At 43.3% G+C, this 14,797-nt stretch carries 16 protein-coding genes; 8 read left to right on the top strand and 8 right to left on the bottom strand.

Annotated elements, in window-relative coordinates; genetic code table 11:
- Nucleotides 1–22 precede the first annotated feature (22 nt).
- Nucleotides 23–925, bottom strand: coding sequence for a TraB/GumN family protein (locus tag EGI32_RS10055; RefSeq protein WP_255155264.1), 903 nt, complete (start codon nucleotides 923–925; stop codon nucleotides 23–25).
- A gap of 122 nt (nucleotides 926–1,047) precedes the next feature.
- A complete protein-coding gene (locus EGI32_RS10060; protein ID WP_255155265.1) occupies nucleotides 1,048–1,944 on the bottom strand; it encodes a sugar phosphate nucleotidyltransferase in 897 nt (298 codons plus the stop codon).
- A gap of 79 nt (nucleotides 1,945–2,023) precedes the next feature.
- Between EGI32_RS10060 and EGI32_RS10065 the strand changes: the two genes are divergently transcribed.
- A complete protein-coding gene (locus tag EGI32_RS10065; protein WP_255155266.1) occupies nucleotides 2,024–2,929 on the top strand; it encodes a 1-aminocyclopropane-1-carboxylate deaminase/D-cysteine desulfhydrase in 906 nt (301 codons plus the stop codon).
- A gap of 267 nt (nucleotides 2,930–3,196) precedes the next feature.
- Nucleotides 3,197–3,958, top strand: coding sequence for a hypothetical protein (locus EGI32_RS10070; protein ID WP_255155267.1), 762 nt, complete (start codon nucleotides 3,197–3,199; stop codon nucleotides 3,956–3,958).
- Nucleotides 3,959–4,220: 262 nt separating this feature from the next.
- On the opposite strand, the gene lipB is transcribed toward EGI32_RS10070, so the two are convergent.
- A complete protein-coding gene (gene lipB, locus EGI32_RS10075) occupies nucleotides 4,221–4,940 on the bottom strand; it encodes a lipoyl(octanoyl) transferase LipB (RefSeq protein ID WP_255155268.1) in 720 nt (239 codons plus the stop codon).
- Between the two features lie 155 nt (nucleotides 4,941–5,095).
- Between lipB and EGI32_RS10080 the strand changes: the two genes are divergently transcribed.
- The 6 genes from EGI32_RS10080 (at nucleotide 5,096) to EGI32_RS10105 (ending at nucleotide 10,592) form a co-directional block, all read left to right on the top strand.
- Entirely contained in the window at nucleotides 5,096–6,151 is a 1,056-nt protein-coding gene (locus EGI32_RS10080) for an RluA family pseudouridine synthase (RefSeq protein ID WP_255155269.1), read from the top strand.
- Nucleotides 6,152–6,239: 88 nt separating this feature from the next.
- A complete protein-coding gene (locus tag EGI32_RS10085; protein ID WP_255155270.1) occupies nucleotides 6,240–7,586 on the top strand; it encodes a M28 family metallopeptidase in 1,347 nt (448 codons plus the stop codon).
- Between the two features lie 5 nt (nucleotides 7,587–7,591).
- Nucleotides 7,592–7,822, top strand: coding sequence for a DUF3820 family protein (locus tag EGI32_RS10090; RefSeq protein WP_255155271.1), 231 nt, complete (start codon nucleotides 7,592–7,594; stop codon nucleotides 7,820–7,822).
- 9 nt (nucleotides 7,823–7,831) lie between these two features.
- The gene (locus EGI32_RS10095; RefSeq protein ID WP_255155272.1) at nucleotides 7,832–8,362 is read left to right on the top strand and encodes a YcxB family protein; all 531 of its coding nucleotides are present in this window, start codon (nucleotides 7,832–7,834) and stop codon (nucleotides 8,360–8,362) included.
- A 315-nt stretch (nucleotides 8,363–8,677) separates the two neighbouring features.
- Nucleotides 8,678–8,989, top strand: a complete 312-nt coding sequence (locus EGI32_RS10100) for a hypothetical protein (RefSeq protein ID WP_255155273.1) — start codon at nucleotides 8,678–8,680, stop codon at nucleotides 8,987–8,989.
- Nucleotides 8,990–9,071: 82 nt separating this feature from the next.
- A complete protein-coding gene (locus tag EGI32_RS10105) occupies nucleotides 9,072–10,592 on the top strand; it encodes a DUF4394 domain-containing protein (protein ID WP_255155274.1) in 1,521 nt (506 codons plus the stop codon).
- Nucleotides 10,593–10,822: 230 nt separating this feature from the next.
- On the opposite strand, the gene EGI32_RS10110 is transcribed toward EGI32_RS10105, so the two are convergent.
- From EGI32_RS10110 to EGI32_RS10130, 5 genes are all read right to left on the bottom strand, one after another.
- Nucleotides 10,823–11,170: a DUF6799 domain-containing protein gene (locus EGI32_RS10110; protein WP_255155275.1), complete on the bottom strand. Its 348-nt coding sequence runs from the start codon at nucleotides 11,168–11,170 to the stop codon at nucleotides 10,823–10,825.
- A gap of 264 nt (nucleotides 11,171–11,434) precedes the next feature.
- On the bottom strand, nucleotides 11,435–12,094 hold the full coding sequence (locus EGI32_RS10115; protein WP_255155276.1) for a hypothetical protein: 660 nt from the start codon (nucleotides 12,092–12,094) through the stop codon (nucleotides 11,435–11,437).
- A 100-nt stretch (nucleotides 12,095–12,194) separates the two neighbouring features.
- Nucleotides 12,195–12,578 carry a DUF3037 domain-containing protein gene (locus EGI32_RS10120; RefSeq protein WP_255155277.1) on the bottom strand — a complete coding sequence of 128 codons (384 nt, stop codon included), beginning with the start codon at nucleotides 12,576–12,578 and terminating at the stop codon, nucleotides 12,195–12,197.
- Nucleotides 12,556–13,353: a HipA family kinase gene (locus EGI32_RS10125; protein WP_255155278.1), complete on the bottom strand. Its 798-nt coding sequence runs from the start codon at nucleotides 13,351–13,353 to the stop codon at nucleotides 12,556–12,558. The genes EGI32_RS10120 and EGI32_RS10125 overlap by 23 nt, the downstream gene beginning before the upstream one ends.
- Nucleotides 13,354–13,622: 269 nt before the next feature.
- Nucleotides 13,623–14,711: a hypothetical protein gene (locus EGI32_RS10130; protein ID WP_255155279.1), complete on the bottom strand. Its 1,089-nt coding sequence runs from the start codon at nucleotides 14,709–14,711 to the stop codon at nucleotides 13,623–13,625.
- Between the last annotated feature and the right edge of the window lie 86 nt (nucleotides 14,712–14,797).

Raw genomic sequence — 14,797 nt, forward strand, 5'->3', positions numbered from 1 at the left:
CGCAATCCTGCATTCTCAATTCTTAATTCTTAATTGGCCTTACAGTATATCCTTCCTTCCTCAACAATTCTATCAACCCCTGCGAACCTACCAAATGCCCCGCTCCCACCGCCATGAAAATATTTTCTTTTTTAAGGATCGTTTTGAGTTGGCTCACCCAGTTTTTGTTGCGGTTGTATAACATCACATCCAGGTTTTCTTCCTGGGTAAGATCGCTTCCATTGAATAATTTTTCAATCTTGCCTAGCTGCTGGCTTTTGTACACATTCAGCATCGTATCAAAATTGAGCCGGTACAGCGGAAGGCTGTCGATGGTTTTGAGCAGGCTTTTGGCCTGTACATCGTATGGAATGCTATCGAATACCGATGCCTGGAAAGCGATGGTTTCAAACCCCTTGATCTCTTTCTTGTCTGCTTTGGCAATTTTCATCAATTCTTCTTCTACCCCGCTCATCGTTTTGCAAGGCATCATTGCAGGATAAAGAAAAGCTTCGAGGAACGTGGGTTTCATGCGTTGGAGCAGCATCGATGGCAATTGCATGCTATCCTCGAAAAAAGTAATGATGCGTTTATATTCGGCTTCGGTGTAAAGATCTTTCAGCTTTTTGCCATCCTTCATGTTCATGTAAAACATGGCGCCGAGTGTGTTCGCCGGATCATCCAGATCCATTTCAAAATAAACTTCGTCGGAATTTTTGATGGCAGTTTTCAGGTTTTCACTAAAATGAATATCCTCCCTGCACATCAGGTGAAAAGTGCCGAAAAGATGGCTGGGCGTATCGATCCCATTGCCACTGATCTCCCACAACAACGTATTGTCATCGGCATTCACCGGGAGGTTTGAAACAACTGCCTTCGATTGCTTTTGTTGTGCAGTGCAGGAATGGAGCAGACCGGCGAAGAGGAGGATGAAGATATAGCGCATGGAAAATATTTCTTTTATTACACGAATTAAAACGAATTACACGAATTATCGAAGATTATTGCCATCTTATTCTTCGTTAATTCGTGTAATCTGTGTAATTCGTTTAATTCGTGCAACAAAAATTACCCCCACAAAGATGTCGGGTATTCACCTGCCTCAATCAGTTTATCAAGGCTCGCTTTTACGCCCGGCGCATCTTCTTTATAAGTAACCCCAAACCATTGCGATGATGTCGGGATCACTTTGATAGCGCCACCTTCTTCTTTAATGAAATGATCGGCGATGATCGGAATGAAAAATTCGGCTTTGATATTATCTTTGTTTTCTTTTGGAAAAACACTGAAGAGATTTTTGGTGCTTTCAAAAACAGATGGCTGAAAACACCAGAAGTTCATCGAAACGCTGGAATTGGCGGGCACTTCCACTTTTTCGTCGCCTTCTTCGTATACCACTTTATCTTCTTCTTTGTAAATTTTGGTGCGTTCAGTGATCGTAACAAGATTGTTGTGTGCATCCACCTGGCAAACACCACGGCTAACCGTACCATGTTCGCTCAATGTTTTATCCAGGCGGTAACCGATAATGGAGTAAGTATCATTTTCGGCCCTGTTTAAAAATTCCGCAGCTTTCACAAAAGCGTCGACTCCATAAAAATCATCGGCATTGATGACGGCGAAAGGTTCCTTCACCACATCGATGGCGCAAAGTACCGCATGCCCTGTACCCCATGGTTTGGTGCGGTCTGCAGGCATATCCGCAGGGTCTACAAATGAATCCATTTCCTGGTACACATATTCCACAGCGATCTTACCTTTCAGCTTCGCGTCAAACTGCGCTTTGAAATTCTCTGCAAAATCTTTACGGATGATAAATACTACTTTTCCAAATCCTGCACGGATAGCATCATAGATCGAGTAATCCATGATCGTTTCGCCGGACGGGCCAAAACCTTCTGTCTGTTTCATACTGCCGTAACGGCTGGCCATTCCTGCGGCTAAAATGAGTAATGTTGGTTGCATAAAGAATAATGTATAATTAAATTATTATGGTCGAATTTTGTCGCTTGCAAAAATAATGTAAACGAACTGTAATCCGGCAATGCTTTTAGATACAAATAATATACCTTTTACCGAATTGCATAGTGAACTGTTGAAAAAAAACAAGGTAAGAATGCTGGTCTGCAGGCTCGATCAGCTTCACCCTATCGTGTCCGGCAACAAATTATTCAAACTGCATTATTTCCTGGAAGCCGCTACAGCATCACATCACAGAACTTTACTCACTTTCGGCGGCGCTTATTCAAACCACCTTATAGCTACGGCTTTCGCCTGCCGCCAACTCGGATTAAAAAGCATCGGCATCGTCCGGGGCGAAGCTGCGGAGAATATTTCGCATACGCTTGCGCAATGTGAAAGCTATGGCATGGAATTGCATTTTATTCCACGGGATGAATATAAATATGCGCATAAGCCGGAATATGCGGCAAAACTCAACGAACAATTCGGCGACTTTACTTTGGTGCCGGAAGGCGGTTATCACCCGATGGGCGCTGCCGGTGCGGCTTTGATCATGGATATCCCGGAAAACAAAATGGCTACTCATATCTGTACGGCCGTAGGCACTGCCACTACACTTTCGGGGATCATAGCCGGCAGTAATTCAAACCAGGAGATCATCGCGTTACCGGTGTTGAAAAACCTGCATGATCTTAATGAAAGGATCGCATACCTGACCAATGACGTAATCCCGGACCGGCTTACCGTGTGGGATGAATATCATTTTGGGGGGTACGCCAAAAAAACGCCCGCACTCATCGGTTTCATGAATGATTTTTATCGCCGGCATCAGGTACCTACAGATATGGTTTATACCGCAAAAATGATGTATGGCATAGTTGATAAACTGCAACAAGGATACTTCAAAAGCGGCAGCACCGTAGTTTGCCTGCACACCGGCGGTTTACAAGGCAATGATTCTTTGCCTGAAGGGGTGCTGGCTTTTTAACTGGCGGGTTGGATTGCCGTGAAACTTTCTCTGCGAAGTCTTTGCGTTCTCTTGTTCTCTTCACCGCAGAGAACAAGACTTAAAAGAGTTTTCGCAGAGAAAATGCTTATTAATCCGGAATAATTCATGCCCCCTCACCGGCAACTATTCTCCAAAACCCTAACCCCCAATCCCTAATCTCTAAACCCATTTTAACATCCCTTTATCTTTATGTTAATTTTCAAACCTCATTGCACATTATATTTGTAACCGGGCATCCATTTTACTATGAAGAGATATCTGTTGTTTTGTTTTTTTGTTTTAGCTGCTGCCATGCCATCCCGTGCACAAAGTATCCTGCCGGATATTACCGTAAAAAATATCGGCGGCAAGATCATTGTCAGCTGGCGCAATGAGTATGCGCTTCCCATCAGCACCCTCAACATCCAGCGTTCATACGACAGCCTTAAAAATTACAGCACCATCGGAAGTGTACTCAGTCCTCAGAGCCGGGAAAATGGTTATTCCGATGCCAATCCGCCCTATAGTAAAATGTACTACCGTGTCTTCATTGTTTTTGAAGGAGGTTCGTATATCCTGTCAAAACCGGTGAGGCCGGTGAAAGAAGTGCCGGTAACAGTTGTGCAGACGGCATCGGGCAAAGACAGCATTATCACCCCGGTAGAGCGTTATCCATGGCAGGTAAACCCGCTACTGGATTCGTCGATCGTAATGCCGCCAACATCTTCCACTCCGGGAATTCCGGCAAAACCGGTGATCACTTATCCAAGCCGGAGAATATTTACCGCCAGGGATAATTCAGTGGTGATCCACTTACCGGATGCGCCGACAAAAAAATACACCGCCAAATTCTTTGATGAAAATGATCGTGTGGTATTTGAACTGAATAAACTGACCGAGGAATACCTGATCATCGAAAAAGTGAATTTTGTGCGGTCAGGATGGTATCATTTTGAGATTTATGAAAGCGGGGAACTGGTGGAGAAGAATAAGTTCTTCGTTCCCAAGGATTCAAAAAAGCAGAATTAAGAAGATAAGGATCACAGATTTCAAAGGGATAAAGAGGATTACACAGATTACTTTTTCACTGCGTGAAAAATAAAAATGCAGTTTATAAAACCTTGACTTTGTCGAAAAAGTTGCGGTACTTATAAACTGCATTTTAGTTTTCTGCAAAGCAGAAAACAATCTTTGTAATCCCCTTCATCCCTTTGAAATCTGTGATCCTCTTATCCGCTTCAATAATCTGTGCAATGCCCTTCATCCATTTAAAATCTGTGATCCCCTCTCATCATTCTTTAATCTCCATTTCGAATACCTTCTCAAAATTCTTCAATATCTTCTTCTTCACTTCTTCAAAATCCACTTTACAACCAAGTTCTTTTTCCATGGAGGTCACCTGTTTGTTTACTATTCCGCAGGGAATGATATGGCTGAAATATCCGAGATCGGTATTCACATTGAGCGCAAAGCCATGCATCGTCACCCAACGGCTGCAACGTACGCCAATGGCCGCGATCTTGCGCTCCTGCCCTTTGATGCCGGCATCGATCCACACGCCTGTTTCGCCGGCGCTTCGTTCGCCTTTGATCCCATATTCCCCAATGGTGAGGATGATGGCTTCCTCCATATTGCGCAGGTAACGCCCGATATCCGTATAAAATTTTTCGAGATCGAGGATCGGATAACCAACGATCTGCTGCGGCCCGTGAAAAGTAATATCACCACCACGATTGGTATTGAAGAACGAAATGTTCTTTTCCTGCAATTGTTCAGCGCTCAGCAGCACATTTTCCATATGCCCGCTTTTACCGAGCGTATACACCGGCGGATGTTCACATAATAAAAAAAAATGCTGTGTTTCCAGTTCTGAAGGAACATAAGAGGGATTGTTTTTCCTTGCCTCCGATTTTAATGAAACTGCCTGCTGCAGAAGGGTTTCCTGGAGATCCCAGGCTTCTTTGTAACCAATAACGCCCAAATCTTTATATATCACTTGCTGCTTATCCAACTGAAAGGTTTTAATTTGCAAAGATAAGATACGGATTTCACGAATTTTCGCTAATTACACAAATTGGTCACCCAATAAAAGTAACTGGCCAATTACAGGTTTCAATTTAATTCGTGTAATTCGTGCAATTCGCCTAATTCGTGTAATCAAAAATTATGTCAGAAGAAATAGAATTGAACGATGAACTTCCCGAGTCGGAAGAACTGTACGAACGCCTTTCGATGGTGATAGACCGCGGACAGGAACCCCTGCGGATCGATAAGTTTTTGATGCAGCGCATCGAAGGCGCTACCCGCAATAAGATCCAGCAGGCGATTGAAAATGAGATGGTGCTGGTAAATGAAAAGCCTATAAAGAATAATTATAAGGTAAAATCGGGCGATAAAGTGATTGTTTATGAAACGGCTTCACCCGAATCTTCCGATATCATTCCCCAGGATATCCCACTCAATATCGTTTATGAGGACGACGATCTTTTTGTGATCGACAAACCCGTAGGAATGGTGGTGCATCCCGGCAGCGGTAATCCCGACGGCACTTTGATCAACGCTGTGGCTTATTACATCAAGACAAATTACCCGGAGATCGATGAAAGTGAATTGCCACGTTATGGCCTCGTTCACAGGATCGATAAAAATACCAGCGGCCTACTGGTGATGGCTAAAAAGCAAAAAGTGATGAGTGACCTGGCCAAACAATTTTTTAACCACACCGTACACAGAAGATATGTGGCATTGGTGTGGGGAAATTTTGAAGAAGAGCAAGGTACTATCGAAGCTCATGTAGGCAGGCATCAGCGTTTCAGGAAATTATTCACCACCTACCCGGATGGTGATCATGGTAAAGATGCGATCACACATTATAAAGTACTCGAAAACTTCAACTATGTAACACTGGTAGAATGCAGGCTCGAAACAGGCCGCACCCACCAGATCCGTGTGCACATGCAATCCATCGGGCATCCGTTGTTCAACGATGATTTCTACGGTGGCGACCGCATCGTGAAAGGAACTATTTACACCAAATACAAACAGTTCGTGGATAATTGTTTTGCTTTATGCCCGCGTCAGGCGCTGCATGCAAAGGAATTGGGTTTTAAACATCCCGTTACAGGCAAAGACATGTTCTTTGAAAGTGCGATACCGGAAGATATGTCTTCTGTAATTGAAAAATGGAGGAAGTACAGTCAGTTTAAAAATGCGGAAGAATAAGGATCAATTACGAATTAAAAATTACGAATTACGAATTGTATGAACATGCCTTCGGTGCGTTCCTAAATAATAACAATAAATCAATTCCGTGAAATATTTCCTAGCTGTCATTTTCGTCTCTGCATCTTTGTTTTGCCAGGCACAAACCACCATTAACCGTGATCCTGTCATTGAGCAGATGGTAAAGGAAATTTCTTCGGATAGCCTTAAAGGTTATATCACTTCGCTGGTGGCTTTTGGCACACGCAATACATTGAGCACACAAACAGATCCCAAACGAGGGATCGGTGCTGCCAGAAATTATGTGCTCAAACAATTCAACCGTTTTGCTTTGCAATCAGGTGGACGAATGAAGGCTTTCATTGACACCACTACGCTTCAGCCCGACAAAAAACGGGTAGATACGACCCTTTTGCTGGGCAATGTGGTGGCTATACTAACGGGAACGGATACCAGCGATAAAAGGATTTTCCTTATCAGCGGGCACCTGGATAATATGCGCAGCAGTGTGATGGATCGCACCGGCGATGCACCCGGAGCAAATGATGATGCAAGCGGAACCGCAGCGGTGCTGGAGTGCGCCCGCATCATGAGTAAAAGAAGTTTTTCTGCCACCATCATTTTCATAGCTGTGAGTGGTGAAGAACAGGGCTTACTGGGCGCTTATTTTATGGCGAATAAATCGAAAGCGCAACATCTCGATATAGAAGCGGTGCTCAACAATGATATCATGGGAAGCAATAACAGCAGCGAAACAAATATCATCAGCAACACCCGGCTGCGGGTGTTCAGCGAAGGCCTTCCTGCGTTTGAGCTGGATAAGAATGCCAAAACGATCCGGCAGCTCGGATTGGAAAATGATGGAAAAAGCAGGCAACTGGCACGTTATGTAAAAGAAACAGCAGAACGTTATGTCGATAATCTTGAAATAGTGATGATCTATCGTAATGATCGTTTTTTGCGTGGCGGCGATCATACCCCTTACGTGGAGAATGGATATGCTGCGGTGAGGATCACCGAGATGAACGAAAATTATTATCATCAGCATCAGGATGTACGGAAAGAAAATGGCATCCAGTACGGAGATCTCATCGAGTTCATGGATTTTGAATATCTCCGCAAAAATACCGCGGCCAACCTGGCAAGTCTTGCCAATCTCGCCAAAGCTCCATCCATGCCAGTTGATGTAAAGATCGATGTAAAAAAATTAGGGAATACTTCTTACCTCTATTGGTCGGTGCCAAAAACAGGAACTGTAAAAGGTTATTATGTGATGATAAGAGAAACTACGGGTGCCACCTGGCAGAAAAAGATATTTACTGCTGACCTCAACATCACACTGCCCTATTCCAAAGACAATTATTTTTTTGCTGTGCAGGCTGTGAATGCAGCCGGCAATGAAAGTTTACCCGTTGTTCCGGCCGTGGGCCGATAAAAATTATGGAAGATGTACCTATGCCCGACGGGCAGATATTGATGGATCTGATCACTGTGACCATGCCTTTCGGCAAATACAAAGGCACCGTATTACGCCGATTGCCGGTCAGTTACCTCGAATGGTTTTCTGCAAAAGGCTTTCCCAAAGGCAAGCTGGGCATGCAGTTGCAGACGTTGTATGAAATTAAACTGAATGGGTTGGAAGGGTTATTGGATTCGTTAAAGAGAAAGTAAAGCATATCAATGAAAGATAATTTTAGCATTGAAGAACATTTTACTTACACTGAATTTATTCGTGTGGTGTATTTTCAATTGTTTCGTATAAGAATAATGAGATTAGTAATCGTACTAGTTCTTATTGCAAGTGTTTTGGGAATGGTATCGGCATTATTGAATCCTGCAAGTTTTAAAAACAATACCGTCAACGTCATCGTACAGTTTCTTATGCCTCTAATATTCCTATTCACCTTTTTTACTTTTTTTATTTTCATTGGTACCGGTGTAATGAGAATCATTAAACCGGGTATTTTCAAACCTGTAGTAGTCCAGTTCAATCACTGGGGCATGATACGCCGCGGAAAAATCACTTACGAATTACCATGGAACAAGATCAGGGGTTACAAAGAAACAAAACGTTTCATTTTTTTATTTAATGCAGAAAACCCCAATATCATCCACACGATTCAAAAAAGAATGTTTAGTGATCAATATGAATCCAGGCAATTCATTTCGTTTTTTTCGCAAAAAATAAGTTCACGGAACGATCATACCTGAAATAAAAGAGCCTGTCTCGCAAGACAGGCTCCGGCCTTTTCGGCCCAGATTATTTTTACGGAGAAGCCCGGTTACGCGATAATAACCGAAGGCGTCCATGATTTATCTGTAGACATGAATACCTCCTTTTTGTTTGGTGAATACTAAAAATAATCAACTGTTTTTATTTGCACGAATATTTATGTTTAAAATATATAAGTGTTTACCAAACTTTCCATTCCGTTTTATCGTACCTGAAAAAGTAACGTGGATAAACCTGTTACGGTCTCTTTTCCCTTAATTTAAAAACGGCGTTATTATTGCTCCCTGGTTGTAATGAGAAAAGCTTATAAATATACAGGTGCGGTGGTGCTGATACTTTTGTTCAGCATTAAGCTGGTAGCACAGGCATTCTCAATAATCCCTCCGATACAAAAATCTCTGACAGAGCAGCAGGAGGGAAAATCCGCGGAAGATAATTGCCTTGAAAAATCCACCAATCAGAAAGCAGATTTCATCCCGGTAAATTTTTTACGAAGTATTTCAATAAGCAGTTCCTCAACTATTACTTTTTTGGCAATATCAACACACAAAAGCCTTCCGGCACAATATTTCGCCATACCCACTCCACCACCGTGGAATTGCTGATCTTCCAGACTCTCATTTATATTTAAAATTCAAGGCTGCAGTAGTATTACCCCAGGCCATTTCAAACATTTAAAAAAACATCATGAAAACAATCTTTTCATTCTTTCGCGGTGCGATCATTCCCGCTGTCTTATTTTCGGTCTTGCTGACCGGTTGTGACAAGGATGATACTCCTTCAATGCCACAAAAACCGGATGTGAATTTTTTCGGTCTTGGTATCAACAACAGGTTACTGGTCTTTAATGCTCAAAATACGGCATCACCGCAAACAACCCTTACCATCAGCGGGCTTCAGCCTTCTGAAACTATTCTGGGAATCGACTTTCGGCCGAATACCCGCCAGCTCTTCGGTATTGGCAGCAGCAGTCGTTTATACATCATCAATACACAAACTGGTGCCGCAACTGCAGTAGGTTCCGGGCCTTTTACACCGGCCATCAGCGGTACGTCGGTAGCGTTTGATTTTAATCCTACGGTGGATCGTATTCGCCTGGTAACTTCTTCGGGACAAAACCTGCGCCTGAACCCTGAAACCGGTACTGTTGCCGCTACAGATGGTAATATCAACGGCCAGGCCGGTGCTGTTGTAAGTGCAGTGGCATACACACAAAGCCGTGCAGGTGCTACCAGTACAATACTTTTTGATATCGATGTCACTTCCGATAAACTGTTTCGCCAGGATCCGCCGAATGCGGGTACTTTGGTAGCTGTAGGAGATCTGGGTGTTGATGTGGTTTCAGCCGGAGGATTCGATATCAGTTCCGACAGCGCCTACGCCCTGGCATCCATGACCGTGGGCTCTCAGAACAGTCTTTATACGATCAATCTTACCAGCGGCGCTGCCACCAAAGTGGGCGACTTCAGCGAAGTGATCATCGGACTTGCTATCCCGACAGATGCAGTAGGATACGCACTCACCACCACCAATGAGTTGCAGGTACTTAATCTCAATAGTGGTACTGCTGTTTTTACTAAAACAATTACTGGTTTGCAAGCCGGAGAAAACCTGCTGGGTATCGATATGCGCCCTGCAACAGGGCAACTCTTCGGGTTGGGTAGCACAAGCAGGCTGTATACCATCAATATAAACACAGGAATTGCGACACAGGTTGGCACAGGAACTTTTTCAACATTGCTGAACGGAACAGGTTTCGGTTTCGATTTCAATCCTACCGTTGATCGCATACGTGTGGTGAGCAACACCGGCCAGAACCTTCGTCTTAATCCGTTAGACGGTACAGTTGCAGCTGTAGATGGAGCTATCAATCCGGGAGCATCTGTCATCACCGGTGCGGCTTATACCAACAATTTTGCCGGAGCTGCCACTACTGTACTGTTTGATATTGATTCGCAAACAGACAGGCTGGTAAAACAAGATCCGCCAAATGCAGGAACTATCGTGGATATCGGTGCGCTGGGCATCAACGTAGATGCAGCCAATGGTTTTGATATCGCCGGGGGCAGCAATACGGTCGGTTATGCAATATTCACCGTAGGTGGGGCTGCACGTTTGTATTCTGTAAATCTTGCAACCGGTGCGGCTGCGCAGGGGCCACAGGTAAATGGTTTGATCCGTGGGTTTGCAATAGGCCTGGGCTTGTAAAAGTCAATGGTGAATAGTCAATAGTCAAATCATTAAAGTATATAAGAGATTTGAAATCTATTTACTGGCAATTATAACAAAGGTTCATGAAAATCATGAGCCTTTGTTTAATTACCAACTTCATGGAAAATAAATTTCGAATATTTGACTATTGGCTTTTCATGCTGATGTCACCAACTCCCTGAAGATTATAACCTCCGAAGATTTAACTATTGACTATTACCGATTGACTATCCCACATTTGGTTTCACCTGGATTTCAATTTTTCCATTCATGTAAACCCTGTCGCCTTCGTGCAACTCGATCTTTTTTCCGTCTTTCGTGATCACTGTTCCGTCTGTTTTAACAACTGTACCATCGCTCATCGCCATATCCTTGCTCATTTTTGAAGTCTTTTTATCAGAAACGAAGATCATTTGCCCGGCCTGCATGCTTACAAATTCCTTCATGCTGGTATCAGCGGGCAACGTGATTTCTTTAGGTGCATTGGTGATAGGGCTGGCCTGTGTTTGGGCATTTGTATTTATCGAATAAAAACAAATAAGGCCGCCGGCAAGAATTAATTTTACTGCTTTCATATCAATATTATTTATGGTGATGTGGTCACCGGTTACAAAAATTAACTGAAGCTGTAAGGGTCATGGGTATGATATATTACTTCAAAAAATGAGCCAGTAAAAAGTTCAAAAGTTCAAAATGTTGTTTTTAAGAAAAGCATCTTCAAACTTTTGAACCTCTTGAACATTTTGAACCCCTTGAACTGTTCCAATAAAAAGGCCATAGTCGGATGAACGACCACGGCCAGATTATTTTTCTTTATTCAGGAGGATTTAGTATCCTTATTAGTTTGATTTTGTAGTTACCATAGAAGACTGATCGATCCAGGCAGCTTCGGTATCTTCACCATTTTTCTGAACGAATTCCTTACGTTCTTTTTCATAACGCCTTTCCCTTGCTTTTCCAAGTACTGCTTTTATCTTATCCCTTCTCTCTGTGTTCAAAGCGGCTAACTGTGTTTGTTTATCAGTTTCAGACAATGATGCATTATCAGTTACAGCTTTCGCTTTATCATTGTAGGTCTGGTTGATATCCCTTACCTGCCTGCTTTGCAGTGGGCCAAGGTTGGCTTTGCTGGCGATCAGGTCCCTGTTACGTTCCGCTTTCAAGGCATTTTCTTTCTGAATGCTGGCAGACTTCCATGTTTCTTTATTGGTGCTGTCGATCTCTTTGAACTTTGTTTCTTTGAAAGCTACCCTTTCGCTGTCAAGGCGCATATCTGCAAGGCGTTCGTTCTCGTGACGCACTGAATCATAATGCATACGTTCGAGCCTTTCCTCTTCAAATTTCTGCTGCCTTTCTTCCTGTAATTTTGCAGCATTTGCCTTTGCTTTAGCTTCAGCGCTTATAGTTGTTTTTTTAGATTTTTTACCCTTTTTGGTTGTCTGGGCTTCCGCAGCAAACAAGCACATTGCAGCTGCACATAACAAGAATATTCTTTTCATAGTAAATTATTTTTTACACATTAACCAATATCCATGCCAAGACAAGGAAATGGGTAAAAAAAATGCCATGATGAGCCTGAAACGTTTGGCAATAAAGAGTTTACAACACAAGTTGTTCGAACAACTTATTAAGTGTTTCCAAAGGATCTATACAAAACCCTGGGTGCACTTTAGAAGATTGAAGTACGGTGCTCCTGGTAGCAGTGAGCCAGCGGAACCTTGATGGAAGATCCAGTAATGCGATAGGGCCTGCATCTTTTTTACCGGCACAAATATGTTCGAATGCCAGCAGGTTGTTTTTCAATTCATCCAGGTCTATCTTATGGCAAAATGCACGAACCCTTTCTTCATTTACAACAAAACGTATCTGCAGGAATTTCAATTTAGGACAATACAGGATCACTCCAGCATTCAGGAATTCTTCGCGGTCAACACGAGGCACAATGCGGATTACAGCATATTCAAATAAGTGATTCTCTGGCATGTTGCGCTGCTTTTACAAATATTTCCGAGTGAGCCAATCTTGTTTCTAAAAAGCGGATGTAAACATTCCGGTGTTCGTCTATGGTTGCAAATGTCGTATCAGCCGCCAGCCATTCGTCGGGTATCAAGGCCGCAATGGCGCGGATCGTATCACCATCGATCATTTTACGGAAGCGTTCATTCACCGCATCAAGTTCCGACGCCTGCGGCAACAATACATGATCCTTCACCAGCGCAAATGGCTGAACCGCCTTCTCCTCCCAGCCTTGCCAGCTATGATGAAAATATAAAGCGGCACCATGATCGATCAGCCACAACTCCTTGTGCCACCAAAGCATATTGGTATTACGCACCGTGCGATCCATATTGGTCAGCAGGCAATCGAGCCATACGATCTCTGATGCCGGCAACGGTTCGATGGTATTGACTGCAGGATCGTAAGTGATGGAACCAGAAAGATAATGCAAGCCAAGATTAAGCCCATGACTGGCTTTCAGCAGATCCTGTATTTCTTCATCCGGCTCGGTGCGGCCAAAAGCAGTATCAAGTTCGGCAAACACCAGCTCCGGCACACGCAAGCCCAATGCCCTGGCCATTTCTCCACCGATGAGTTCGGCAATCAATGCTTTCACTCCCTGCCCCGCCCCCTTGAATTTTATTACATACAAAAATTCATCATCCGCTTCCATGATCGCCGGAAGCGAACCACCTTCACGCAGCGGTGTGACATAACGTGTAAGGTTCACGTGGCGGAGTTGAAAACCATTGTAGTCCATGATAAAATAAATAGAACCCGAAATTAAACAAACAAACGCAAATCGCAGATTAAAGATGATTACGCGGATCACGCACATTATTCTCTTCACTGCGTGAAAAACGAAGATGCAGTTTGCAAAATTTTGAGTTTGTTCATTAACTCAAATTTTTACAAACTGCATTTTCATTTCCTGCTTTGGAGGAATAATCTGCGTGATCCATTCATCCATTTCAAATCAGCGATTTTTATCCTTCTTCGCTCCGCTAAAATTCTTAATTCTTAATTGCTTCAGGGTTTATATTCAAATACAAGTACTGCATTCTCTTCCATGCTTGCTTTGGAACGTAACTCATACCGTTGTTTGCCTGCTGTAACTACCACCAATGCTGTATTAGGCGGTATACTGCCAAGATTTTCTGCATACATGGTGATCTCGTGGATCTCTTTTCCTTCATCCAGGTCGATGTTGAGCTCGATGGCTTTTTCCGACAAACGTTGATGGCTGACCAGTAAACGGCCGTTGTAAAAAACCGAGACCGTATCATTGTCAACCGTACCATTATCATACAGCTTCAGGTTTAGATGATTGGTGCTGACCGTAACCCTGCTTTGCTCTGTTTTTTTCCTCGCATTCATTTGCCGCAAAATTGCGCTGTTGGTTTCAGTTGGTTTTATCTGTACCGGTACCTGCACAGGTTTGGCAGGCAATAAAGGTTCTTTTTTCTCCGGTGTTTTCACGATCGGCTTGTCTGCAGGTTTTACCACTGGTTTCGTTACAGGCCTGGGAGTTACCGGTTTTACCGTCGGTTTTGTTTCAGGCGCTTTGGCCACAACAGGCGGCGGGGCCGGAGTAACTTTTTTTACCAATGGTTTTGGCGGAGTTGTCCTACTGGTTGTTTTGGGAAAACATGGCGGCATGGAAGAAAATTTCTTCGGAGTTGAGGATACTCTTTTAATGATGAAAATATCTTCTTCATCGATGCTGCTGCCTAAGAAGGAAGACAGCAGGTCCTCGTGTATCCGCATGGCATGTAAAGTATTGCGGTTATCCCCTTCCTGGCGCCAGATTTTTATACGCATCAATACATGCGTACCACTGTTTTGCAGAAAAACGGTGCCGAACATCAGTCCGAGGTTTTTAGACTGATCGTATCTGCCTTCGAGTTTTGCCCGGCAATAACTGGCCGGATTGGATAATACATAATCGTAGGTAAATCCACAAAGATCATATCCCTGCTGCTGAATATTCACCTGGATGAAAGTACCACCGGTTCCACTCATCACCCCTTCCCATGAGCCGGTGATGTTTTGTGCGGCCAATTGGCCGGTGGCGAAAAAGAAAAGAAAAGTAAGAAAGAACGAATACACAGCTTTCATGCAGGCTTATTTTAGCGCAATATAATATGAAATAAAAGATGAAGGAATAGTGATTTGTTAAATGGGATGAACGGATGAGAAGGTTT

This window comes from Ferruginibacter sp. HRS2-29 (genome assembly GCF_024343615.1).
Classification (GTDB): domain Bacteria; phylum Bacteroidota; class Bacteroidia; order Chitinophagales; family Chitinophagaceae; genus Ferruginibacter.